This window comes from Xanthobacter autotrophicus, from assembly GCF_030015065.1.
Lineage (GTDB): Bacteria > Pseudomonadota > Alphaproteobacteria > Rhizobiales > Xanthobacteraceae > Xanthobacter > Xanthobacter autotrophicus_D.
In genome coordinates, this window is sequence record NZ_JAIVFN010000008.1 from 28,767 (window position 1) to 52,101 (window position 23,335).

At 68.0% G+C, this 23,335-nt stretch carries 23 protein-coding genes and 1 pseudogene; 23 read left to right on the forward strand and 1 reads right to left on the reverse strand.

The genetic code is table 11. From position 1 onward, the window contains the following. Positions 1-35 precede the first annotated feature (35 nt). The 3 genes from K9U40_RS03480 (at position 36) to K9U40_RS03490 (ending at position 3,180) form a co-directional block, all read left to right on the forward strand. Positions 36-1,226 carry an efflux RND transporter periplasmic adaptor subunit gene (locus tag K9U40_RS03480; protein ID WP_282888826.1) on the forward strand — a complete coding sequence of 397 codons (1,191 nt, stop codon included), beginning with the start codon at positions 36-38 and terminating at the stop codon, positions 1,224-1,226. Positions 1,227-1,297: 71 nt separating this feature from the next. Further along, the gene (locus K9U40_RS03485; protein WP_282888827.1) at positions 1,298-2,443 is read left to right on the forward strand and encodes an ABC transporter permease; all 1,146 of its coding nucleotides are present in this window, start codon (positions 1,298-1,300) and stop codon (positions 2,441-2,443) included. Beyond that, positions 2,440-3,180: an ABC transporter ATP-binding protein gene (locus K9U40_RS03490; RefSeq protein WP_282888828.1), complete on the forward strand. Its 741-nt coding sequence runs from the start codon at positions 2,440-2,442 to the stop codon at positions 3,178-3,180. Before K9U40_RS03485 ends, K9U40_RS03490 begins: the two co-directional genes overlap by 4 nt. A gap of 65 nt (positions 3,181-3,245) precedes the next feature. Here K9U40_RS03490 and K9U40_RS03495 read toward each other — a convergent pair whose 3' ends face one another. Beyond that, positions 3,246-3,833 carry a MarR family winged helix-turn-helix transcriptional regulator gene (locus K9U40_RS03495; protein WP_282888829.1) on the reverse strand — a complete coding sequence of 196 codons (588 nt, stop codon included), beginning with the start codon at positions 3,831-3,833 and terminating at the stop codon, positions 3,246-3,248. Between the two features lie 180 nt (positions 3,834-4,013). On the opposite strand from K9U40_RS03495, the gene K9U40_RS03500 reads away from it, so the two are divergent. The 20 genes and pseudogenes from K9U40_RS03500 (at position 4,014) to K9U40_RS03595 (ending at position 23,332) form a co-directional block, all read left to right on the forward strand. After that, positions 4,014-4,160 carry a hypothetical protein gene (locus K9U40_RS03500; protein ID WP_282888830.1) on the forward strand — a complete coding sequence of 49 codons (147 nt, stop codon included), beginning with the start codon at positions 4,014-4,016 and terminating at the stop codon, positions 4,158-4,160. Between the two features lie 41 nt (positions 4,161-4,201). Beyond that, positions 4,202-4,405, forward strand: coding sequence for a hypothetical protein (locus K9U40_RS03505; protein WP_282888859.1), 204 nt, complete (start codon positions 4,202-4,204; stop codon positions 4,403-4,405). Further along, positions 4,330-4,808 (forward strand): annotated as a pseudogene (locus K9U40_RS03510) (transposase); the annotation flags it as partial. The gene K9U40_RS03505 and the pseudogene K9U40_RS03510, both read left to right, overlap by 76 nt. 327 nt (positions 4,809-5,135) lie before the next feature. Further along, a complete protein-coding gene (locus K9U40_RS03515) occupies positions 5,136-5,663 on the forward strand; it encodes a DUF305 domain-containing protein (protein ID WP_282888831.1) in 528 nt (175 codons plus the stop codon). 10 nt (positions 5,664-5,673) lie between these two features. After that, entirely contained in the window at positions 5,674-7,134 is a 1,461-nt protein-coding gene (locus K9U40_RS03520; RefSeq protein WP_282888832.1) for a YncE family protein, read from the forward strand. A 77-nt stretch (positions 7,135-7,211) separates the two neighbouring features. Next, entirely contained in the window at positions 7,212-7,739 is a 528-nt protein-coding gene (locus K9U40_RS03525; RefSeq protein WP_282888833.1) for a sigma-70 family RNA polymerase sigma factor, read from the forward strand. Then, complete coding sequence (locus K9U40_RS03530) at positions 7,736-8,515, forward strand: anti-sigma factor family protein (RefSeq protein WP_282888834.1); 780 nt, start codon at positions 7,736-7,738, stop codon at positions 8,513-8,515. Before K9U40_RS03525 ends, K9U40_RS03530 begins: the two co-directional genes overlap by 4 nt. Positions 8,516-8,946: 431 nt before the next feature. Further along, complete coding sequence (locus K9U40_RS03535) at positions 8,947-10,224, forward strand: NAD(P)/FAD-dependent oxidoreductase (protein ID WP_282888835.1); 1,278 nt, start codon at positions 8,947-8,949, stop codon at positions 10,222-10,224. 279 nt (positions 10,225-10,503) lie between these two features. Further along, complete coding sequence (locus K9U40_RS03540) at positions 10,504-11,073, forward strand: YeeE/YedE thiosulfate transporter family protein (RefSeq protein WP_282888836.1); 570 nt, start codon at positions 10,504-10,506, stop codon at positions 11,071-11,073. A 29-nt stretch (positions 11,074-11,102) separates the two neighbouring features. Then, complete coding sequence (locus tag K9U40_RS03545; RefSeq protein WP_282888837.1) at positions 11,103-11,729, forward strand: YeeE/YedE thiosulfate transporter family protein; 627 nt, start codon at positions 11,103-11,105, stop codon at positions 11,727-11,729. 7 nt (positions 11,730-11,736) lie between these two features. Continuing rightward, on the forward strand, positions 11,737-12,879 hold the full coding sequence (locus K9U40_RS03550) for an NAD(P)/FAD-dependent oxidoreductase (protein WP_282888838.1): 1,143 nt from the start codon (positions 11,737-11,739) through the stop codon (positions 12,877-12,879). A gap of 219 nt (positions 12,880-13,098) precedes the next feature. Then, positions 13,099-14,676 carry a cytochrome ubiquinol oxidase subunit I gene (locus K9U40_RS03555; protein ID WP_282888839.1) on the forward strand — a complete coding sequence of 526 codons (1,578 nt, stop codon included), beginning with the start codon at positions 13,099-13,101 and terminating at the stop codon, positions 14,674-14,676. A gap of 26 nt (positions 14,677-14,702) precedes the next feature. Further along, positions 14,703-15,854, forward strand: coding sequence for a cytochrome d ubiquinol oxidase subunit II (cydB, locus tag K9U40_RS03560; protein WP_282888840.1), 1,152 nt, complete (start codon positions 14,703-14,705; stop codon positions 15,852-15,854). Between the two features lie 110 nt (positions 15,855-15,964). Beyond that, positions 15,965-16,087, forward strand: coding sequence for a cytochrome bd-I oxidase subunit CydX (cydX, locus tag K9U40_RS03565; protein WP_282888841.1), 123 nt, complete (start codon positions 15,965-15,967; stop codon positions 16,085-16,087). A 74-nt stretch (positions 16,088-16,161) separates the two neighbouring features. Further along, entirely contained in the window at positions 16,162-17,898 is a 1,737-nt protein-coding gene (gene cydD / locus K9U40_RS03570; protein ID WP_282888860.1) for a thiol reductant ABC exporter subunit CydD, read from the forward strand. Beyond that, the gene (cydC, locus tag K9U40_RS03575; protein ID WP_282888842.1) at positions 17,895-19,634 is read left to right on the forward strand and encodes a thiol reductant ABC exporter subunit CydC; all 1,740 of its coding nucleotides are present in this window, start codon (positions 17,895-17,897) and stop codon (positions 19,632-19,634) included. Before cydD ends, cydC begins: the two co-directional genes overlap by 4 nt. Beyond that, a complete protein-coding gene (locus tag K9U40_RS03580) occupies positions 19,631-20,335 on the forward strand; it encodes a Crp/Fnr family transcriptional regulator (RefSeq protein ID WP_282888843.1) in 705 nt (234 codons plus the stop codon). Before cydC ends, K9U40_RS03580 begins: the two co-directional genes overlap by 4 nt. Before the next feature lie 382 nt (positions 20,336-20,717). Continuing rightward, positions 20,718-20,969, forward strand: coding sequence for a hypothetical protein (locus tag K9U40_RS24770; RefSeq protein ID WP_414114941.1), 252 nt, complete (start codon positions 20,718-20,720; stop codon positions 20,967-20,969). Between the two features lie 66 nt (positions 20,970-21,035). Beyond that, on the forward strand, positions 21,036-22,223 hold the full coding sequence (locus K9U40_RS03590) for a thiolase family protein (protein ID WP_282888844.1): 1,188 nt from the start codon (positions 21,036-21,038) through the stop codon (positions 22,221-22,223). 233 nt (positions 22,224-22,456) lie between these two features. After that, positions 22,457-23,332, forward strand: a complete 876-nt coding sequence (locus K9U40_RS03595) for a PhnD/SsuA/transferrin family substrate-binding protein (RefSeq protein ID WP_282888845.1) — start codon at positions 22,457-22,459, stop codon at positions 23,330-23,332. Positions 23,333-23,335 lie beyond the last annotated feature (3 nt).

The window sequence follows — 23,335 nt, forward strand, 5'->3', positions numbered from 1 at the left end:
CCGGCTGGAGGCCCTCCGACCGAGGAGCGGGGGCGGTGAAGCCGCAGCCCCTGCCCCCCTCCCTCGCCGAGACGGATTATTCCGCAGGCTGGCGCCGTCTCGCCATCGTGCTCTCCCTCGCCGTGCTGGCGGGGGCGCTGATCGGCTACTGGTACGTGGTGCCGCGCACCGCCGCCTGGCACCGGGTGCAGGCTCGCCCCATGAGCCTCGAGATCAACGGGCCGGGCCTGCTCGACGCCATCAACCGCGTGGTGGTGACGAGCCGCATCCAGGGCTTCCTGAAGTCCATCGAGGTGGACCGCAACGATTCCGTCAAGCGCGGGCAGGTGCTGGCGCGGCTGGAATCCGTGGACCTCATCAACCAGCTCGCCGTCTCCGAGGCGGAGGCCAGCGCCGCCGCCCGCAGCATCAACGAGGCCGAGAGCGAGCGGTCCCGCGCCCAGGCCGCCTTCGACAAGGCGAAGATCGAGTTCGACCGGCGCACCGTCCTCGCCCGCACCAACGTCATTTCCCCGGCCGAGCTGACCAATGCGGAAAGCGCCTTCAAGCAGGCCGAGGCGGAGATGGCGCGCGCCGAGGCCGGCATCGAGCGGGCCAGGGCACAGCTTCTGGCCCAGCAGGCCAACGTGAAGGTGCTGGAGGCCAAGCTCGCCGAGGCCACCATCACCGCCCCTCTCGACGGCGTGGTCATCTCCCGCGAGCGCAATCCCGGCGACCTGCTGCTGCCCGGCGCCAACCTGATGCAGGTGGTGGAGCTGTCCACCATCATCATTTCCGCTCGCTTCGACGAATCCGCCCGCTCCGCCATCAAGCCGGGCCAGCCGGCGCGCATCCGCTTCGCCTCCGATCCGTCGCGGCAATGGACCGGGCGGGTACTGCGCCTGTCGCGGCAGGTGGACCAGGAGACCCGCGAGTTCACCGCCGACATCACCCTCGACGAGTTGCCCGAGGCCTGGGCCATCGGCCAGCGGGCCAACGTGGCGGTGGAGGCGCAGTCGCCGGCGGTGGCCATCGGCGTGCCGGAAGCCTTCGTCACCCGCCGCGACGGACGCGCCGGCGTCTGGGTGGCGCAGTCCGGCCGGGCGGCCTGGACCCCCCTCGCCCTCGGCTATACGAGCGGCGCCAACATCGAGGTGACGCGCGGCCTCAAGGCCGGCGACATCGTACTGGCGCCGGCCGGGCGCTATTCTTTCGAGCCGATCGATCTCGGCGTCGAGGTGCCCTAGAGCACGGGCCGATCTGCTTGCATCGCAAGCTGAGCGGCGCGTGCTTCAGGCGGAGTGCGGAGGCTGAGGCGATGAACATCGCCGTCAAGGACATGCGGTTCTCGATGCTGCGCTTCGCCCTCACGGCGGTGGGCATCGGACTGCTGCTTGGCGCCACCATGGGCATGATCGGCCTTTATCGCGGCATCGTCCACGAGGCCCTGCTCATCATCAACGACATCGGCGCCGACCTGTGGGTGGTGGAGGGCGGGCGCTCCGGCCCCTTCGCCGAGACCTCCGCGGTGCCTTCCAGCCTCGACCGCCGGGTGGAGGGCGTGCCGGGGGTCGCCTCGACCCGCCGCTTCATCCAGTACAACCAGCAATATATTATCGACGGCAAGAGCGTGCGCCTCGCCGTCACCGGCGTCGACTACCCCAAGGATTCCGGCAGCTGGATCCCGCTCATCGACGGCCGGCTGTTCCGCTCCACCCGCTACGAGGCCATCGCCGACCAGTCCACCGGCCTCTTGGTGGGCGACGTGGTTCGCCTCGGCCATGACGACTACACCGTGGTGGGCCTCACCAAGGGACAGGTGGACATGGGCGGCGACGGCATGTTCTTCGTCACCATTCCGGACTCGCAGGCCATCAACCGGGTGCTGCCCTCCGAGGCGATCCTGCTGAACCGCCTTGCCAAGGGGCGCTCGCGCATGGGCCTCGGCGACGGCGGCGCGCTGGCGGCGGTGATGGTGGAGCTGAAGCCCAATGCCGACCCCGAGGTGGTGAAGGCGCAGATGAAGGCCTGGGGCGATGTGGAGGTGCTGACGCAGGAGGAGGAGCGCTCCATGCTGCTCGACGGGCGGCTGTGGCGGCTTCGGGTGCAGATCCTCGCCTTCACCGCCATGACCCTGCTGGTGGCGGGCTCCATCATCGCGCTCACGATCTACATGCTGACACTGGAGAAGATCAACCAGATCGCGCTCTTGAAGCTCATCGGCGCCCGCGACCGGGTCATCATCGGCCTGATCGTGCAGCAGGCCCTGTGGATCGCCGCGCTGGGCTTCTCGGTGGCCCTGTTCATCTCCTTCACGCTCTATCCGCACTTTCCCCGCACCGTGCTGCTGGTGCCGGAGGACCTCGCCGGCATCGGCGTGGCGCTTCTGGTGATCAGCCTCGGCGCGAGCTGGTTCGCGATCCGGCGGGCGATGCAGGTCCGGGCGCAGGAGGTCTTGGCGTGACCGCGCAATTCTGGCCCAGCCATGTGGTGATGGAGGTGCGGGGCGCCAGCAAGACCTATCTGTCCGGCGCCAACGAGGTCAAGGCGCTCACCGACATGACGCTGGCGCTGAAGTCCGGCGAGCTCACCGGCATCGTCGGCCCCTCCGGCTCGGGCAAGACCACCTTCCTGATGATCGCCGGCCTGCTCGAGCCGCCGACCACCGGCACCGTCCACTTCCGCGACCAGCCCATCGCCAACGCCTCGACCCGCCTCAACAACCTGCGCGACTTCCGCCGCACCCATGTGGGCTTCATCTTCCAGAAGGCGAACCTGATCCCCTTCCTCACCGCCGTGGAGAACGTGCAGATCGCCCTCGAGATCAACGACGTTCGGCCGAAGCAGGCGAAGGCGCGGGCGCGGGAGCTGCTGGCCCAGTTCGGCCTCGACCACCGCGAGAACAATTACCCTTCCCAATTGTCCGGCGGCGAGCAGCAGCGCGTGTCCATCGCGCGGGCGCTGGCCAACGACCCGGTGCTGCTGCTGGCGGACGAGCCCACGGCGGCGCTGGACGGCTCGCGCGGGCGGCAGGTGATGGAGGTGTTCCGCACCCTGGCCGACGTGCACCGGGTGGCGGTGTGCGTGGTCACCCACGATCCGCGCTGGTCGGACATCTTCGACCGCATCGTGGAGATGAGCGACGGCCGCGTGGTCGAGGTGCGCCCCGGCGGCGCCATGAAAGCCCGGCTGCAGATCTGAAGTCGCCGCCGATCAAGCGAATCCGGCTCGAAGGCCGGCGCCCCGCCCGCGGGCCGCCGCGACGCTCACACCACCGGCGGCAGGCGCTCGGCGGCGGTCTCCAGCGTGCCGTCCGGGGCGAGATAGTCGATGAGGCTCAAGGTGCGCTCCCCGGTGCCCGCCAGCTTGGCGATGATGGCGCGCAGCGCCTTGAAGTCGCTCGCGGAGAGCGGCTCGAACAGGGCGTCGTTGGCCGGCACCTGAACCCGTGTCAGCTCGGCGAGGCGGCGGTCGGCCTCCCCGGTCACGGCCAGCACCACGCGGCGGCGGTCGTCCGGGTTCGGCGTCTTGGTGACGAGGCCGGCCTGGACCAGCTTGTTGACCTCGATGGTCACGAACGCCCCCGACAGATGCAGGTGCTCGGCCAGCGCGTTGACCCCCAGATCCGGCGCGCTGCGGCTGAGCCGCGCGATGGAGTTGAGGATCGTATATTGCGTCCCCGACAGGCCGATGAGGCCGCCCAGCCGGTTGCGCACCTCCTGGATGGCGGCGGCGAACGCCAGCATGTTGTGCACCAGCTCGCGGAATTCGAGGTCCGATCCGTTCACCAGCAGGGCCGCACGCGAGGCGGTCAAAGGCAGTCGCCTGCGGACGTTGGGCGTCGATTGCGGCATGCGGGCGCTCCCTGATCGTGCCGGCGGCGGGCGCGATGCCGGCCAGCAGGCCATGGCCCGGACCCGCCTTCCGCCGACACGGACATATCCTGATCGCGCTTCATAGGCGGCAAGGGCCCAAACGTCCATCGCCTCCCCATAATAGCTTTGTTACAAATCTAATTAAGCGGACATCGCCCCATGTCGGCCAACACGACAGACGCCTTCGACACGCCCGCTTTCCAGCGCACCCTCGGCGTCTTCGCCACCGGCGTCGCCATCGTCGCCGCCGAGGGCGGTGACGGCACTGCCGGACGCTACCGCAGTCTTGCGGCCGCAGCGTCCTGACCCAGCAGCTCTACGGCAAGTTCATCACCAGCCTGCGGGAGCTGGCCGGCGGCGGCACGATCATGCTGCCGTCCTCGGTGCATGACTTCGAAAATCCGGAGCTGGCCGCCCTCATCGGCAAGACCCAGCAGTCCCCCGCCGCCGGCGCGCTGGATGAGGAGAACAAGAGCGGCTCGCGCACGCGCCTGCCCAGCGCATCCATGACAAGGGCCAGCAGCACATGCCGGGGGAAGAGGCCTGGGTAGTGGGCGAGTGGCGGTCTTCGGGCGAGCGCAAATACTATCTCTCCAACCTGCCGGCCGGAGCCTCTCTCACCAAGCTCGCCACCGCCATCAAGGCGCGCTGGGTCTGCGAGCAGGCCCATCAGCAGATGAAGGAGGAACTGGGCCTCGACCACTTCGAGGGCCGGTCCTGGCGCGGCCTCCACCGCCATGCCCTGATGACCATGATCGCCTATGCCTTCCTCCAGCACCGGCGCCTGGAACAGGCCACCGGAGAAAAAAGCCTGCGACGGGGACCGCCGAGACCGACCCTGCCTCAGGTCCGCAGAGCCGTCGTCAGGGCACTCTCCTCGGCATCACCTGCACAAACATGCCCCCACTGCCGAATGACTATCGGGCGGCCACCAATCTGATTCTGCCAAAGTAGTGGTAGGCGCTGGTGACGGCGGCGAGATCGCCGCCGGCGACGGCGTCGATGCGCGACCGGGCGAGGTCCTCGGCGGGACCGGCGACAGCTGCCGTGGCGCAGAAGGCGGCGAGGACCAGCGGGGCGGCTCCTCTCGTGGAAGGGATGCGAGGGAGACGCGCCGCCGCCGCGCTTTATTCCCTCGCCCCGCGCTTTTTTCCGCACCCGTCCAGGAGCCGCCTTTGCGGATCGCTCCGGGCGCGCCGGAAAGATTCGTGCCGCTTTGGAATAAAGGCCGCCCGGCGGAGTCCCCCTCCTGAAGGCGCCGTTACACCGGAGGAGACCGTCATGCGCATTCGCGCTCCATCCCTCGCCATCGGCCTGATCGCCCTTGCCGCGGCGTGCACCGCGGGGACCGCCGCCACGCAGGCACAAGATGCCGCTCCGGTCGGCTCGGCAACCGCCCGGCCCATCGACGAAGCGCCGTTCCTCGCCGAGAACGCGGCGGCGATGGACAAGATGATGGCGGACATGGACGTCGCCCCGACGGGCGATGTCGATGTCGATTTCGCCGCGATGATGATCCCGCACCACCAGGGCGCCGTGGACATGGCGGTCGCCTATCTGCGCTACGGCCGGAACGAGCAACTGCGGCGCCTCGCGCAGGAGATCGTGGTCGAGCAGCAGCAGGAGATCGCTGCCATGCGCCTCGCCCTCGGCCAGCCTTTGCCGCCCTCCGCACCGGCGCCGACCCAGCCCGGGCCTGCGGCAACCGCCGGTTCGGCGGGTGCCGCAGGCCCCGTCCACGATCATTCCGCCCACGGCGGCATGTCCCACGGCGGCATGTCCCCAGCCATCCCGATGTCGATGAAATAGGAGCCCACCGATGAAGACCCGTCTCCTGACCGGCCTGCTGGCGAGCGCCATGCTCGCCTGCGCGGTGCCCGCCCTGGCCGGGCAGGCGCCCTTCGCCGCCTCGGCCCCCGACATCCCGCTGAGCGGCCGCGACCGCGTCTACGCTGCCGAGCAGTTCTCCAATACCATCTCCGTCACCAATCCGGCCACCAACCGGCTGCTCGGCGTCATCCGCCTCGGCGATCCGCAGCCGGGCAATTTCAGCCCGCTCTACAAGGGCCAGGTGCTGGTGCACGGCATGGGCTTCTCGCCCGACCGCACGACCATCGCCGTGGTCTCGATCGGCTCCAACGCGGTGACCTTCGTGGACACCGCCACCAACAAGGTGAGGCACACCACCTATGTCGGCCGCTCGCTGCACGAGGCGTTCTTCACGCCCGACGGCAAGGAGGTGTGGGTGACGGTGCGCGGCGAGGATTATATCGCCGTGCTCGACGCGCAGAGCTACGAGGAGAAGACCCGCATCAAGGTGCCGAACGGTCCCGGCATGCAGATCTTCTCGCCGGACGGAAAATACGGCTATGTCTGCTCGTCCTTCACGCCCGAGATCGAGGTCATCAGCGTCGTCGACCATCAGGTCGTGGCCCGGGTGAAGCAGGAGAGCCCGTTCTGCCCGAACATCGCGGCGACGCCGGACGGCAAGCAGGTCTGGTTCACGCTGAAGGACATCGGCAAGACGCAGGTGTTCAACGCCCGCCCGCCCTTTGACGTCATCAGGACCATCGACACCGGACCGATCACCAACCACGTCAACTTCGCCCGCAACGCCAACGGCACCTTTGCCTATGTGACGGTCGGCGGGCTGAACGAGATCAAGGTGTTCCGCACCGACGACTTCACGCAGGTCGCGACCATTCCGGTCGGCAATCTCCCCCACGGCATCTGGCCATCGGGCGACGGATCGCGGGTCTATGTCGGGCTCGAGAATGCCGATGCGCTCGCGGCCATCGACACGCTGACCAACACGGTGGTCGCCACCATTCCGATCGGCCAGGCGCCGCAGGCGGTCAACTACGTGCCCGGCGCGGTGCCGGATGGCGACGGCACCGCGGGTCTCCAGCCGCTCGGCGTGGCGGGACAGACGGCGCACCTCACCCTCGGCCGGGCGGCCGGCAAGGGAGAGGGCAAGGCGCCGACCAGCGTCTCGCTGTTCGACCAGGGCCTGATCCAGATCCTGCAGGCCTCGGTGACCGGGCTCGAGCCGAAGAAGCCCTACGTGCTGGCGCTCGCCGGCCAGCCGGACGGCAAGGGCGCGCTGGAGCCGCTCTCGGCCTTCATGACCAACCCGGCGGGCTCCGCCATCGTCAACGCCACCGGCCAGATCCGCCAGATCGTGCAGAGCGACGCGACGGCGGCGCGGCGCTACCTGGTCATCGCGGAGGGCACTGCCAGCCAGCCCGGTGCCGTGGTGCAGCGCCAGACGATCAACTGACGCGCAGGGCCGCCTTTCCCACCGCATTCGTGCGGCAGAAAGGCGGCCCTCGGCCCGGCCTCCATGGGATCGCCCCGATGACCGAGATGGTGCGTCTGATCGAACCGCTCATTCCCGCGCTGCGGCGCTATGCGCGCGCGCTGCTGCGGGATCGCGCGGCGGCCGACGATCTGGTGCAGGACTGCCTGGAGCGGGCCATCGGCCGCTGGCACCAGCGCCGCGCCGACAGGGAGCCGCGTGCCTGGATCTTCGCCATCCTGCACAACCTCGCCATGACGCGGCTGCGACGGGCGGCGAACCGGCCGCGCCCGGTGGCGGTCGAGGACGTGGGGGAGGGCGATCTCGCCAACCCGGCGGCGCAGGAAGACAGCCTGCGCTACCGCGATCTCGTTTCCGCCCTGTCGCGACTGCCGGACGAGCAGCGCACGGTGCTGCTGCTGGTCTGCGTCGAGGAACTCTCCTATGCCGAGGCGGCACGGGTGCTCGACGTGCCGATCGGCACGGTCATGTCGCGTCTGTCGCGGGCACGCGAGCGTCTGCACAAGGCCATATCCGACAATTCGAGGCCGGAAACTGCCCACCCGCACCTGCGGAGAGTGAAATGACCACCCGCCCGATCGCCGAAGACGACCTCAACGCCTATGTGGACGAGGCCCTCGACGCCGAGCGCCGCGCCGAAGTCGTCGCCTATCTCGAAACCCACCCCGAGATGGCGGAAAGGATCGCCGCCCATCGCGCCGAGCGCGACCTGCTGCGCGTCGCCTTCGCGCCGGTCGTGGAGGAGCCGTTGCCGCCGCAGCTCTCGCTCGCGCGCATGATCGAGGCCCGGCGGCGACCCGCCGGCACGCCCCGCTGGGCCATGGCCGCGGCCGCCATCCTGCTGCTGGGTGTCGGTGCGGCTGGCGGGTGGTCCCTGCGCGGCATGGGCGTTGCTCCCTCCGGTGGGCTGCAGGCGCTTGGACGGGAGGCAGCGGCGAGCTACGCGGTCTTTGCGCCCGACCAGGCGCGGCCGGTGGAGATCCGTGCCGAGAACCGGGCGCAGCTCGTCGCCTGGACCTCGCGCCGCCTCGGCCGGCCGGTGGCCATTCCCGACCTTGCCTCTTCCGGCTACCGCCTCATGGGCGGGCGTGTCGTCGCCACCGAGCACGGACCCGCGGCGCTGTTCATGTATGACGACGACAAGGGGAACCGGCTGGTCATGTTCGCACGGCCGATGACCAACGGCCGGGACATGCCGGTGGCGCCGCACGTTCAGGATGGGATCAACGGCTACACCTGGGCCGACGATGGCCTCGGCTACAGCCTCGTCGGAGCGGTGGCGCCCGGCCTGCTGCATCCGCTGGCCGACGAGGTGCGCCGCCAGATCCGCAGCGAGGCATGAATGCGGAAAGTCCCGCCATCCACATGGCGAAGTAAGCGTTGCTTCACACCGGCTGGCGCCCCAATCCGCCGTCGCAGGCCTCCCTGATGCGCTGGCGCGCCCGAGAGGTAGTCCGCTATCTCAGCTGCATCTCCGCCGGCAGGCCCGCTTCGCCCGGGCAGGCATGGAGCCGTCATAGAGCGCTCCGTTAGAGCAGCCTAACGGGTCCTGACCGACGCATCGATTTACATTCTATATCTTGAATTTATAATTTCTGAATGTAGTCTCGGGACCAGAGACGGCAAAGGCCGCAGGGCGGTTGCGCTGTCAGGCGCGCCACGCATGCCAGTGGATGGCGCAGATCATCCCAGACCGTCGGCCGCAACAGGCCGCGAACAACGAGAAGGGCGCACACATGACGCCCCGCAAAATCAAGATATGGAGGAAGCCCAGTGTCCCGCATTGTCATTCTCGGCGCCGGTCTCGGCGGAGTCATAATGGCCTACGAGTTGAAGGAGAAAGTCGGACCAAAAGATGAAGTCATGGTGGTCAATAAAGGGGCCACCTATACTTTCGTGCCATCCAATCCATGGGTGGCTGTCGGCTGGCGCGCGGCATCGGAAATCAGCGTCGATCTCACGAAGGTCTTCTCCGGTCGCGGCATCGGCCTCAGGCCCGAAGGCGCAAGGCGCCTTCATGCGCACGAAAGCCGGCTGGAGCTGAATGACGGCAGCTTCCTCGACTATGATTATCTGGTCATCGCCACGGGCCCGGATCTCGCCTTCGACGAGGTGCCCGGCCTCGGACCGGAGGGCCACACCCATTCGGTGTGCCAGACCGACCACGCGGCGCAGGCGAAGCTCGCCTTCGACGCGCTGGTGAAGACGCCGGGGCCGGTCGTCATCGGCGCGGCGGCGGGCGCGTCCTGCTTCGGACCGGCCTACGAGTTCGCCTTCATCCTCGACGCCGCCTTGCGCAAGGCGCGCACACGCGACCGCGTGCCCATGACCTTCGTTTCCCCCGAACCCTATGTGGGCCACCTCGGCCTCGATGGAGTCGGCGACACCAAGGGCCTGCTCGAAAGCGCGCTGCGCGAGCACCACATCAAATGGATCACCAATGCCCGGATCGCCAAGGTGGAGGCTGGCCGCATGGCGGTGGAGGAAGTGAACGAGGACGGCTCGCTGAAGACGGCGCATGACCTCCCGTTCGCCTTTTCCATGGTGCTGCCGGCCTTCCGCGGGGTCCCGGCGGTGGCGGGCATCGAGGGACTGACCAACCCGCGCGGCTTCATCCTCATCGACGAGCATCAGCGCAATCCCGCCTTCCCCAACATCTTTGCGGTGGGCGTGTGCGTCGCCATCCCGCCGGTGGGCAAGACGCCGCTGCCGGTGGGCGTGCCGAAGACCGGCTTCATGATCGAATCCATGGTCACCGCCACCGCCGAGAACATCATCGCGATCATGGCCGGCAAGGCGCCGCACGCACGGGCGAGCTGGAACGCGGTGTGCCTCGCCGATTTCGGCGACGGCGGCATCGCCTTCGTCGCCCAGCCGCAGATCCCGCCGCGCAACGTGAACTGGTCGGCGCAGGGCGCCTGGGTGCATGCTGCGAAGGTGGGCTTCGAACGGTATTTCCTGCACAAGATCCGCCAGGGCGTGAGCGAGACCTTCTACGAAAACGCAGCGCTGAGCCTGCTGGGCATCAAGAAGCTGAAAAACCTGAACTGAGACCTGCGGCCGATGCGTTTGACTCGTCGGCCGCAGGTACAAGCCCGCTGCCGCGCCTGAGATGCCCTCCCGGCACCGGTCAAAGACCTGGGCCGTTGGTATGAGGTGCCCGCCGTTTCCCGGCGCATGCCGATCGGGAGTGGCAACATGCCTCTTGCCCTAAAACATTCATATATTATAATTTAATGTTATTGAATGTAACGGAGCTCATCACACGCGACGGACGGGCATTGAGGCATCTTGCCCTCCGACACGTGGGCATCTCCACGGAGCAATATCATGACCGCCTCCGCGCACATCGTTCCGGCGCAAGCCCAGGTCCGGCGAACCGGGATGTTCCAGCAGAAAGCCTGGTCGCCTTATGTCGCCGGCATCGCCATCGGCCTCCTTCAGGTGCCGGCCTTCCTGCTGATCTCCACCGCGCTCGGAGCGTCCTCGTCCTATGTGACGGTCGGCGGCTTCATCGCTGCGCTGGTCGATCCCGGCGTCATCCAGATCGACTACGTGGCCAAGCACATGGCCGCCACGGGCAAGAACTGGTGGCAGGTGGCGCTGGTGACGGGCGTCGCCCTCGGCGCGTTCCTTTCCATGAAGCTGTCGGGTGCGCACCGCAGGCCCATCTCCCCCATCTGGACGCGGGCCTTGGGAACATCGAGCCCGGCCCTTCGCTATGCCATGGCCTTCGGCGCCGGCTTCCTGATGCTGTTCGGCGCACGCCTGGCGGACGGCTGCACCTCTGGCCACGGACTTTCGGGCATGGCGCAGATGGCTGTGTCCTCCACCATCGCCGTCACCTTCATGTTCGTGGGCGGCATCGCCGCCGCCACCCTCCTGCTGCGCCGCATCTGACGGCGCGCGCACAAGGACGAGGAACCGCCATGTCGCTTTTCACTTCCATCCTCACCGGCCTCGCCATGGGCGTGGTGTTCGGCGTCGCGCTGGAAAAAGCCCGCGTGTTCGAGCCGGGCATGATTGTCGGCCAGATGCAGATAAAGAATTTCATCATGCTGAAGGTCTTCCTCACCGCGGTCGCCACCGGCGCCGTGGTGCTCGCCGCCCTGCACGGCTTCGGCCTGATCAAGCTCGCCCCCAAGGCCACCTTCTATGCCGCGGACATCGTGGGCGGCCTCGTGCTGGGCATCGGCATCGCCCTCGCCGGGGCATGCCCCGGAACGGTGCTGGCGCAGATCGGCGCCGGCTATCGCGATGCGATCTTCACCCTCGTGGGCGGCATAGCCGGAGCCGTCGCCTTCGGCTATGCCGAGCCGGCGCTTGCGCCGCTCCTGCTCACCGGCGGTCCGGGCAAGCTCACCTTCATGGACCTCACCGGCGTCTCCTATCCGGTCCTGTCGGTGGGCTTTGCCGCCGTGCTGGTGGTCGTGCTGGTGCTGCTGGAGCGCTGGCGGCCGTGGCGCGCCGAACTCGGCGCCGATGTGGACGGGGATTTCGGCCCGGCCGAAGGCGCGCCGGGAGTGCCGGCGTCCCGGCTGAAGCCGGCGGAGTAGTGGCGTCATGACCGCGCTCCCCCGCATCGTCATCCTGGGGTCCGGCTTCGCCGCCCTCACCGCCATCCGCGAGCTGCGGCGCAGCGGCGTTTCCGCCGATATCACCGTGGTGTCGCCAAGCGACGAACTCACCTACCTGCCGAGCCTCATCTGGATTCCCGCCGGCCTGCGCCGGGGGGAGGACCTGAAGATCCCGCTGGCCGGCTTCTTCTCCCGGCACCAGGTGCGGCATCTGAAGGCGCGCGTGGAGGCCGTCACCGACGGGGGACGCACGGTAGAGACCTCCGCCGGCCCCGTCGCCAACGATGTCCTGCTGATCGCCACGGGCGGGCGCTATATCCGCAAACTGCCGGGGATCGAGCACGCCATCATTCCCTGCGAGGGCATCGCGGCGGCGGAAGCGGTGCGCGACCGTCTCGCGGCCCTGTCCAGCGGCACCGTCGCGGTGGGCTTCGGCGCCAATCCGGCCGAACCCTCGGCCGTGCGGGGCGGGCCCATGTTCGAATTCCTGTTCGGCATGGACACGCTGCTGCGCCGGCAGGGACGGCGGGATGAGATCGACCTCGTCTTCTTCAACCCCTCGGCCCAGCCGGGCCAGCGGCTCGGCCCCAAGGCGGTGAGCGGCCTGCTGAAGCAGATGGAGCGGCGCGGCATCGCGACCCGCCTCGGCCACAAGATGGTGCGCTTCGAGCCGGACAAGGTGGTGACGGAGGGCGGGGCCTTTTCCGCCGACCTCACGCTGTTCATGCCCGGCCTCACCGGGCCTGCATGGCTTGACGCAAGCTGCCTTCCCACCTCCCCAGGCGGCTTCGTCGCGGCGCAGGAAACCTGCGCGGTGCCGGGCCTCGATCGGGTCTATGTGGCCGGCGATGCCGGCTCCTTTCCCGGACCCGACTGGATGCCCAAGCAGGCCCATCAGGCGGATCTCCAGGCGGTCGCCGCAGCGCGCAACATGGCGGCGGAACTGGCCGGCAAGCCGGCGACGGCGGTGTTCAAGCCGGAGCTGATCTGCATCGTCGACACGCTGGATGCCGGCATGCTGGTGTTCCGCGATCCGAAGCGCAACCTCGCGCTGCCGCGCCTCAAGCCGCTCCACACGGTGAAGCGGATGTTCGAGACGCATTATCTGAAGGCTTACCGGGGCGCCTGAGGTTCAGGGTCGCCGAAGAAAGCCGCCCTCCCAACTGCGACCGGCGCGCCAGATCCACTGCAGCAAAAGCATAGCTGCCCGGATCTACGAACAGGGCAGGTATTGCGAATACGCAATGCCTATTTCGGCCCCCTCAAGCACTCTACGCAAAATATAGAGCCTTCGCACTGCCGTGCAGTGCTGGCGTGCGCGCGTGTCGCACGCCGATGGAGATCTTCAATGATCGATCCGACATTCGTTGAGCTGTCGCGGTGGCAATTTGCTGCGGTTGCCATGTATCACTTCATTTTTGTCCCGCTGACGCTCGGCCTGATCTGGCTCCTGTTCATCATGGAGTCGGTCTACGTCATGACGGGGAAGGAAATATACCGCGATATGTCGCGGTTCTGGACCAAGTTGTTCGCGATCAATTTTGCTCTTGGCGTTACAACCGGCCTCACCATGGAGTTCCAGTTCGGCACAAACTGGGCCTATTACTCCCATTACGTGGGAGATGTCTTCGGCGCGCCGCTGGCCATCGAAGGACTGATGGCCTTCTTCCTGGAATCCACCTTCGTCGGCCTGCTGCTGCTGGGCCGCGACCGCATGAGCAAGCAGGCCTATCTTGCGGTGGTGTTCCTCACTGCCGTGGGCACCAACCTGTCGGCCTTGTGGATCCTGGTCGCCAATGCCTGGATGCAGAACCCGGTGGGCGCCGAATTCTCCGCCGAGACGATGCGCATGGAGATGACCGACTTCGCCGCCGTGGTGTTCAATCCGGTGGCGCAGGTGAAGTTCATCCATACGGTGGCTGCGGGCTACGTCACCGCGTCCATGTTCGTGATCGGCATTTCCGCCTGGTACATCCTGAAGGGGCGCGACCTCGCCTTCGCCAAGCGCTCGTTCGCGGTGGCCGCCGGCTTCGGCGTCGCCGCGGCGCTGGCCGTCATCGTGCTCGGCGACGAGAGCGGCTATGAGCTCGGCGACGTGCAAAAGGTGAAGCTCGCCGCCATCGAGGCGGAATGGGAGACCCACGCGGCCCCGGCGCCGTTCACCATCTTCGGTCTGCCCGACGACGAGCACATGGAAACCGACTACGCCATCCGCATTCCCGGCCTGATGGGTCTCATCGCCACCCGCTCGCTCGACAAGGAGGTGCGCGGCCTCGACGACCTCGTCAAGGACCACGAGACGCGCATCCGCTCGGGCATGATCGCCTATGGCAAGCTCGAAGCCCTGCGTAGCGGCGACAAGTCGGAGGAGACGCGGACCCTCTTCGAGCAGCACAAGCGCGACCTCGGCTACGGCCTGCTCCTGAAGCGCTATATGGAGGATCCCACGAAGGCCAGCGATGCCCAGGTGATCCAGGCGGCCCGGGATTCGATTCCGCAGGTGCGCTACCTGTTCTGGAGCTTCCGCATCATGGTGGGCCTCGGCTTCCTGTTGCTGGGCTATTTCCTGCTGTCCTTCTACTTCCTGGCCAAGGGCACACTTGAAAGGAAGCGCTGGCTGCTCAGGGCTCTGGTCTATTCCATCCCGCTGCCCTGGATCGCTGCGGAGACGGGGTGGTTCGTGGCGGAATTCGGCCGCCAGCCGTGGGCCATCGGCGAGGTCCTGCCGACCTTCCTCGCCACCTCGGCGCTCACCGTCACCGACCTGATCGCTTCCATTGCCGGCTATCTGATCTTCTATTCGATCCTGCTGGTGATCGAGATCTTCCTGATGTTCCGCTTCGCCCGGCAGGGACCGAGCGCGCTGCACACCGGCCGCTATCACCATGAGCAGCCGGCCGCGCCGGCGCAGCAACCCGCCGAGTGAAACGCCGCCCCTGAAAGGACCGAGCCATGCTCGATTATGAAACCCTGCGCCTCGTCTGGTGGGTTCTGGTGGGAACTCTCCTCATCGGCTTCGCCATTGCCGACGGCATGGACATGGGGGTGGGCGTCCTGCTCCCCTTCCTCGGCAAGTCCGATGCCGAGCGCCGCGTGATCATCAACACCGTCGGGCCCCACTGGGACGGCAACCAGGTGTGGCTGATCACCGCCGGCGGCGCGATTTTCGCTGCCTGGCCTGCGGTCTATGCCGCAGCCTTCTCCGGCTTCTACCTCGCCATGCTGGTGGTGCTCATCGCCCTGTTCTTCCGGCCGGTCGGCTTCGACTATCGCAGCAAGATCGCCGATCCGCGCTGGCGCAGCGCCTGGGACTGGGGCCTGTTCGTGGGCGGGCTGGTGCCCGCGCTCATCTTCGGGGTGGCGTTCGGCAACATCCTTCAGGGCGTGCCGTTCCACCTCGACAGCTTCCTCAAGCCGCATTACGGCTCAACCTTCATCTGGGCGCTGTTCGGGCTGCTCAATCCGTTCGCGCTGCTGGCGGGGGTCGTCAGCGTGGCGATGCTGACGGTGCACGGTGCCGTGTGGCTGCAGTTGCGCACTGAAGACACCATCGCCGCACGGGCGAAGGGGGTCATCTCCTGGCTGGCGCCCACCCTCGCCGTGCTGTTCGCCTTGGGCGGCGTGTGGGTCTATCTCGCAATCGACGGCTATCGCATCGTCTCCCAGCCCCCGCTCACTGCGCTGCCGAATCCGTTGGCGAAGGAAGTGGCGCGCGAAGCCGGCGCCTGGTTCGCCATCTATCGCAACATGCCGATCGCCATGCTTGCGCCGGCCATCGGGCTTGCCGCCCCGCTGCTGACATGGGCGCTGTCGCGCATGAACCGTCCCGGCTTCGCCTACGTGACGAGCGCCATGACTCTCACGGGCATCATCGGCACGGCGGGGCTCTCCATGTTCCCCTTCATCATGCCTTCCAGCACGGACCTCACCTCGAGCCTCACCCTTTGGGACGCCGCATCGAGCGCCCTGACCCTGAAGGTCATGCTGGGCGCGGTGGTGATCTTCCTGCCGATCGTGCTGCTCTACACCCTATGGTGCTATCGCACCATGTGGGGAAAGGTGACGGTGGCCGACATCGAGACCCGCCAGCATCAGGCCTACTGAAGGGTAAGGGGCGCCACCCAGCCCATCACGCTCTTCCGCCCGCGGGAGCGGCAGGCACATCACCCCTATCCCGGAATCGGGCTTTTCATCGCAGTGAAGGAGACGGAAACATGTGGTATTTCGCATGGGTCCTGGGCGTCGCGGCCGCATTGGCCATGGGCGTTATCAATGTCATGTGGTTCGAATTCCAGAACGAGTTCGACGAGCGCGACGGAACTCGCTCGAATCCGTGACGCCGCCATGATCACCGGGAGGTGTCAGCATCACCACTGAACGTGCGCCCGATGAGAAAGCCGACCGCAAGCGCCTGTCGGGCTTCCTTTCCCGCTTCAGGAGTTCGGCGAAGGGTGATCTGCGCCTCACCATGACCTGTTCGGTGGTGACGGGCCTTCTCGTCATCGCGCAGGCCTTCCTGGTGGCGCGGGTCCTGAACGGGGTCCTGTTCCACAACCTGCCCATTGGCGCCTTCCCGGCGGAGATGGCCGGGCTGGTCGCCGCCATCGCCCTGCGCTTCGGTTCGGTCTGGTCCACCGAGCGCTTTGGCTTTTCCGCCGCCGCCAAGGTGATGCGGGCGCTGCGGGCCGAACTGATCGACAAGGTGGAGACCATCGGCCCCGCCGGCCTTGCCGAGGCGCGGACCGGAGAGCTGGTCGCGGCGCTGGCCGAAGGCGTGCGGGCGGTGGAACCTTATTATGCACGCTATATCCCCGCCTCGGTGCTGGCCGTGGTGCTGCCCCTCGCCATCGTGATGGTGGCGTTCCCCCTCGACTGGATGTCGGCGCTGATCTTCCTCGTCACCGCCCCGCTCATCCCGGTGTTCATGATTCTCATCGGCAAGGGAGCCGAGGCGCTCAACCAGAAGCAATGGCGCCGGCTCATTCGCATGTCCGGCCATCTGCTCGACGCGGTGCAGGGGCTGGCGACGCTCAAGGCCTTCAATGCCGCCGACCGCATGGCGCGGCAGGTGGCGGAGGTGGCCGACGGCTATCGCCGCGACACCATGGCGGTGCTGCGCGTCGCCTTCCTGTCGTCCCTGGTGCTGGAATTCTTCGCCACCGTCTCCATCGCGCTGGTGGCGATCCTCATCGGCTTCCGCCTCCTGTGGGGTGGCATGGGCTTCTTCGAGGGCCTCTTCATCCTGCTGCTGGCGCCGGAATTCTATGCCCCGCTCCGGGCCATGGGCACCGCCTACCACGCGCGCATGGAAGCCCTCGGCGCCGCCGAGCGCATGCTGGCGCTGGAGGACCTGCCGCAGCTCGCGGAGACCGGCGGCGCGACCCCCCTCCCCTCGCCCGGCGCCATCGAGATCCGGTTCGAGGACGTTCACCTCGTCTTCGCCGACGGGCGGCGGGCCCTCGCCGGGGTGAGCTTCACCATCGCGCCGGGACAGACGGTGGCGCTGGTGGGTCCCTCGGGGGCGGGCAAGACATCGCTTTTGAACCTGCTGCTCGGCTTCGTGAAACCCACCACGGGCCGGGTCCTGGTGAACGGCGTGCCGCTCGCGGAGCTGGACCTTGCCGCCTGGCGGCGGCGCATCGGCTACGTGCCGCAGCACCCGCGCCTGTTCGCCGGCACGCTGGCCGCCAACATCGCCCCCGGCGAGGACGCTCCCGACCGCGCGCGGCTGGAGCGCGCCATCGCCGATGCCGGGCTCACGGACGTGGTCGCGGCGGTTCCCGGCGGCCTTGCCGGACGGGTCGGGGAAGGCGGGGCCGGGCTTTCGGGCGGCGAGGCCCATCGCCTCGCGGTGGCCCGCGCCTTCTACCGTGATGCGCCCATGATCGTGCTCGACGAGCCCACCGCCCATCTCGACGGGCAGAGCGAGGCCAGGGTGCAGGAGGCGCTCGCCCGGCTGCTGCCGGGCCGGACCGGCCTTGTCGCCGCCCATCGCCTCGCCGGCATCCAAGGGGCGGACCGCATCGTGGTTCTGAACGAGGGGCGGATCGCGGAGGAGGGCGACCACGCCACGCTGCTCGCCCGCGGCGGGCTCTATGCCGGCCTGCTGCGCCCCGGCCCTGCCGCAACCCCGGAGGCCGCCCAGTGAAGGACGCCCTGCGCCTCCTCGCCCTCATGCGGCCGCAGGCGGGCTGGATGGCCCTCGCCGTCCTGCTCTCCGCCCTCGCCACCCTTGCGCATGTGGCGCTGATGGCGACCTCCGGCTGGTTCATCACCGCCATGGCGCTGGCGGGCGCGGCCGGCGCGAGCATGAATTACTTTACGCCGGCCGCCTATATCCGCGCCTTCGCCCTCGTTCGCACGGTGGGGCGCTACGCGGAGCGGCTGGTCGGCCACGAGGCGACGCTGAAATTCGTGGCGAACCTGCGCCCATGGTTCTTCGTGCGCCTTACGCCGCTCGCCCCGGCGGCGCTGGAGGATCAGCGCAGCGGCGACCTGCTGACCCACCTCAAGGGCGATATCGACCGGCTGGAATTCGCCTTCCTGCGCATTCTCTCGCCGGCTCTGGCCGCGGTGCTGGTGCTGGCCGCCGGCCTCTTCGTGGTGGCCGCCTATGACGGTGCCATGGCCCTCGTCCTGCTGGGCACGGCGCTGCTCGGCGGGCTCGGCCTGCCGCTGCTGGTGCACCGGCTCGGCGCGGCGGCGTCGCGGCGGGTCACCGCCCGCTCGGCGGACCTGAACGTGCTGCTGGTGGATCATCTGGACGGCCGGGCCGAACTCGACATCTATGATCCGGGCCGGCGCCATCGCGCCGCGCTGGATGCCGCCAGCGACGGCCTCATCGCCGACGAGAGCCGGCTCGCCGGCATTGCCGGATTTGCCGGCGCGGGCGTCGGCCTTGCCGCGCAGACGACGCTGCTTCTGGTGCTGGCGATCGGCGCCCCGCGCGTGCTCGACGGCAGCCTGCCCGGCGCCGACCTGCCCATGCTGGCCCTGCTGGTGCTGGCCCTGTTCGATGCCGTGGCGCCGTTGCCGCTGGCATTCCAGACCCTGCCGGGAACGCTTGCCTCCGCCCGCCGCATCTTCGCGCTGGTGGACCGGCCGGCTCCGGTGCCAGATCCGGCGGCGCCGAAGCCCGTGCCGGCCGAAGGCGCCCTCGTCTTCGCCCATGCGGGGTTCACCTATCCCGGTGCGGCGGCGCCGGCGGTGGAGCATGTCGACCTCACCCTCGCGCCGGGGCGGCGCATCGCCATCATCGGGCCGAGCGGCTCGGGCAAGTCGAGCCTGATTGCCCTGGCGCTGCGCTTCCGCGCGGCGGAGCCGGGCGCGCTCGCCTACGGCGGGGCGCCGGTGGAGGCGTATGAGGCGGACGCCCTGCGCCAACGCATGAGCGTGCTGGCCCAGCAGGACCACCTGTTCTCCGCCACCATTCGCGAGAACCTGCTGATCGCGGCGCCGCAGGCCTCGCCCGCTGAAATCGAGGCGGCCTGCGCCCGCGCCGGCATCCTGTCCTTCATCAAGGCCCAGCCCGACGGGCTTGAGACCTTCATCGGCGCCCACGGGGCGAAAATCTCGGGCGGGGAGGCCCGCCGCCTGGGCCTTGCCCGCACGCTGCTGAAGGAGGCGCCCATGGTCCTTCTCGATGAGCCCACCGAGGGGCTCGACGCCGATACCGAGCGGCGCGTGCTCGATGCCGTGCTGGAGGCGACACGGGCCCGCGCCCTGCTCCTCGTCACCCACCGCATGGTGCGGCTTGAAGCCATGGACGAGATCATTCTCATGGAGGCTGGGCGCATCGTCGCCCGCGGTCCGCCGGCCGAGATGATGCGGCACGTGGCGGTTGTCGAGCCGGAGGCCGACCGGCTGGGCGGAGAATCTGCATGAAGCACGTCGCCCTGTCGGAAGCCTGGACTGGCGTCGCGGACTGCAAGAACTGCACGATCCGGAACGCCGTGCTCTTCGCCGGTCTCAAGGAGACCGATTTCGACGCGCTGCACCGGCCCATTGACCAGATCGTCTACCCCGCGGGCGCGCAGATCTACGGCACCGGCGACGAGGCCAAAACCCTATTCACCGTCCGTAGCGGTTTGGTGAAGCTCACCCAGTATCTGCCGGACGGAACCCAGCGCATCGTGCGTCTGCTGCACCAGACCGACCTGTTCGGCCTGGAAGCATTGATCGAGGATGCCTATCCCCACACGGCCACGGCCCTGCATGACACCGAACTGTGCCGGCTGCCGGTGGACGTGGTGCGCGACCTCTCCCGTGCCAGCAGCGGCCTCTATCACGAGTTGATGGCCCGCTGGCACCGTGCCCTGTCCAGCGCCGACCGCTGGATCACCGAATTCTCCACCGGCTCCTCCCGTGATCGGGTCGTGCGTCTGCTGCTTTGGCTGTCCGAGCCCGAAGACGGTGGGCGTTGCGCGCTGTTCAGCCGGGAGGATCTCGGTGCGGTGCTTGGGCTCACCACCGAGACCGCCAGCCGCACCATGGCGGAACTGAAGCGCCACGGCTTCATTTCCGAGCCGAAACCCAATCAGATCGTGTGCGATACCGTCCGGCTCCGCCGCCTCGTGGACGGCTGAAAACATTCGGGGCCGCCAGACGAGACGCGTCGTGCCAAGCAACGGATTATCGTCGCCTCCCCTGCATCGCACGTCTCGCTTTCAGCGCCACCGGGTCAGCCATAAAGATGCCGTGCATCATGCTAGCGCCGAATACCTACCCCCGGGGGGCCTTCATTTTCGCCGCCTACACGATCAAGTGTATTGAGCGCGTATCGCCGATGCTGAACTTCAACGCGCGCAGCTTGGAGGGCATGGCGGCGCTCAAGCCGCGAGCCAGCGTGCGACATCGTCCGGCTTCGCCCGGACGAAAAAGGCCGAGATCCCCCTCGACACCGACATTGGCGGGCGCGCCGATGCGTTCAACCCGGCGGAACTGTTTCTCGCCGCCATCGCCGCATGCATGATCAAGGGCATCGAGCGGGTGACCCCGATGCTGAATTTCGAGTTGCGCGGGGTGGACGTCGCGCTCCATGCCGTTCGGCAGGACGCGCCGCCGAAGATCGTCTCGGTGGATTACGAATTGATCATCGACACCGACGAGACGGAGCAGCGCCTGGCTTTGCTCCACACCAACGTCCGCAAGTATGGCACGATTTCGAACACCGTGGCGCAAGCGACCCCATTGGAGGGGACCATCCGAAGGAAGAGTTGAGCGTCATCACGGCGCTGGCCACCCCAGTGCCCATGCCGTCAGTCGTCATCCATGAAAGGCCAAGCCATGACGAAACGAGACGCGGTCATCTGCGCGCCGGTGCGCACGGCGATCGGCACCTACAATGGCACTCTGAAGGCGGTCCCCGCGACCGAGCTGGGGGCGATTGTCGTGCGCGAGACGCTCCGTCGCTCGGGCCTCGATCCGGCCAAGCTGTCGAGCCTGATCATGGGCAACGTGGTCCAGGCCGGCAACAAGATGAACCCTGCCCGCCAGGCCGCCTTTCATGGCGGCGTGCCGGTCGAGGTGCCGGCCATGACCGTGAACCGGGTCTGCGGCTCCGGCGCCCAGGCCGTTGCCTCGGTCGCCCAGGAGATCTGGCTGGGCTTCGCCGATGCGGCGATTGCCGGCGGCATGGAGAACATGGATGCCGCGCCCTATCTCATGAGCGGCGGGCGCTGGGGCTATCGCATGGGCGATGCGCAGATCTATGATTCCATGCTGCGTGATGGCCTGAACGACGCCTTCTCGGGCGAGCATTCCGGTTGGCACACCGAAGACCTCGTGACGAAGTATGGCGTCTCCCGCGAGGATCAGGACCGTTGGGCGACGCGCTCGCAACAGCGCTTTTCCCAGGCGCAGGCCGCCGGAAAATTCGATGCCGAGATCGTCGGCGTCGAGATCAAGGGCCGCAAGGGTCCGGAGATGTTCGCCCGCGACGAGCACAATCGGCCGGACACCACGATCGAATCCCTCACCAAGCTGAAGCCGGCCTTCCGCAAGGACGGTACCATCACCGCCGGAAACGCGCCCGGGCTCAATACCGGCGCCGCGGCGATGATCCTTGCCGACCGCGATTTCGCCGCGGCGAACGGCCTCGAGCCGCTGGCGCGGCTCGTCGCCTTCGGCGTCGGCGCGGTGGAGCCGGGCATGTTCGGCATCGGTCCGGTGCCGGCGGTACGCCAGGCGCTGGGGCGTGCGGGCTGGACCATCGCGGACGTCGAGCGGGTGGAAATCAACGAGGCCTTCGCGGCGATCGCCCTCGCCGTCACCCGCGAGCTCGGCCTTGCCGAAGAGATCGTCAATGTTGAAGGTGGGGCGATCGCCCATGGCCATCCCATCGGCGCGAGCGGGGCGATCCTGACCACGCGGCTCATCCATTCGATGCGGCGCGACGGCCTCAAGCGTGGCATCGTTACCCTCTGCATCGGCGGCGGCCAGGGCATCGCGCTCGCCATTGAGGTCCTGACCTGAAAGACATGTCCAACGCCCGCGCGGGCTGCCGGCTTCGGCCGTAATCGCGCGCGGGCTTCTTGAAGACGGCCATCGCGCCGCCGGTGGGTTCCGGGCAGAAGAACAGGCCTCCTGACGGAGCGCGCGGCCCCATGTCGTCGTTGCTCACGCCAACACTGATGCGCGTTTGCGTTCCCCGGCATCGGCGCTATTCTTCGATTTAAGAAGAATTACAAAGCGGGAGGCCCTAGCGCATGGGCACCGGTTCGCGCATGGACCGCAGGGCGGTCCTTGCAGCCGCTGCTTCGATGGTCGGCGCGACGCTCGTGCCCCTGTTCGCGCGCGCCTCGGCCGGTACCATCCGCTTCGGTCTGACCCCAGTCTTCCTGACCTCCGATCTCGAACTGCTCGGCCGGCTTCAGAGCTACCTGCGGCGGGCCACCGGTTTCCCGGTCGAGCTCGTCAGCCGGCGGACCTACCAGGAGATCACCGCGCTGCTCGTATCGGGCCAGCTCGATGCCGCATGGATCTGCGGCTATCCGTTCGTGGCCCATCGCGACGCGCTCCAGCTGGTCGCGGTTCCACTGTGGCGCGGGCAGCCGCTCTATCAGTCCTGCCTCATCGTCGACCGGGACCGTAATGCACGGGACTTCCAGGATCTCAAGGGCGACATCCACGCCTTCTCGGATCCAGATTCCAATTCCGGCTTCCTCGTCACCCGCGCGCTTCTCGCGGAGCACGGCCTGAAGCCGCCGTCCTTCTTCGCCCGCACCTTCTTCACCTACGGCCATCGCAACGTGATCCGTGCCGTGGCCTCCGGCCTTGCCCGATCCGGCTCCGTGGACGGCTACGTCCTGGCGGTGATGCGGGAGATCGAGCCGGAACTGACATCGCAGGTCGCCATCCTGCGCCGGTCCGAATGGCTTGGCTTCCCGCCCATCGCAGCCCCGCGCCATCCGGCCGACCCGCAAGCGCTCGCCGCGCTGACTGAGGCGTTTTCGCGCATGAACGGGGACGAGGACGGCCGGGCGGTGCTCGCCATGCTGCGACTCGATGGGTTCGTGCCGCAGGAGACCAGCCTCTTCGACCCTATCGCCGCAAAGGCGGCGCTCGTCGCGGGCGCCGGGTGACGC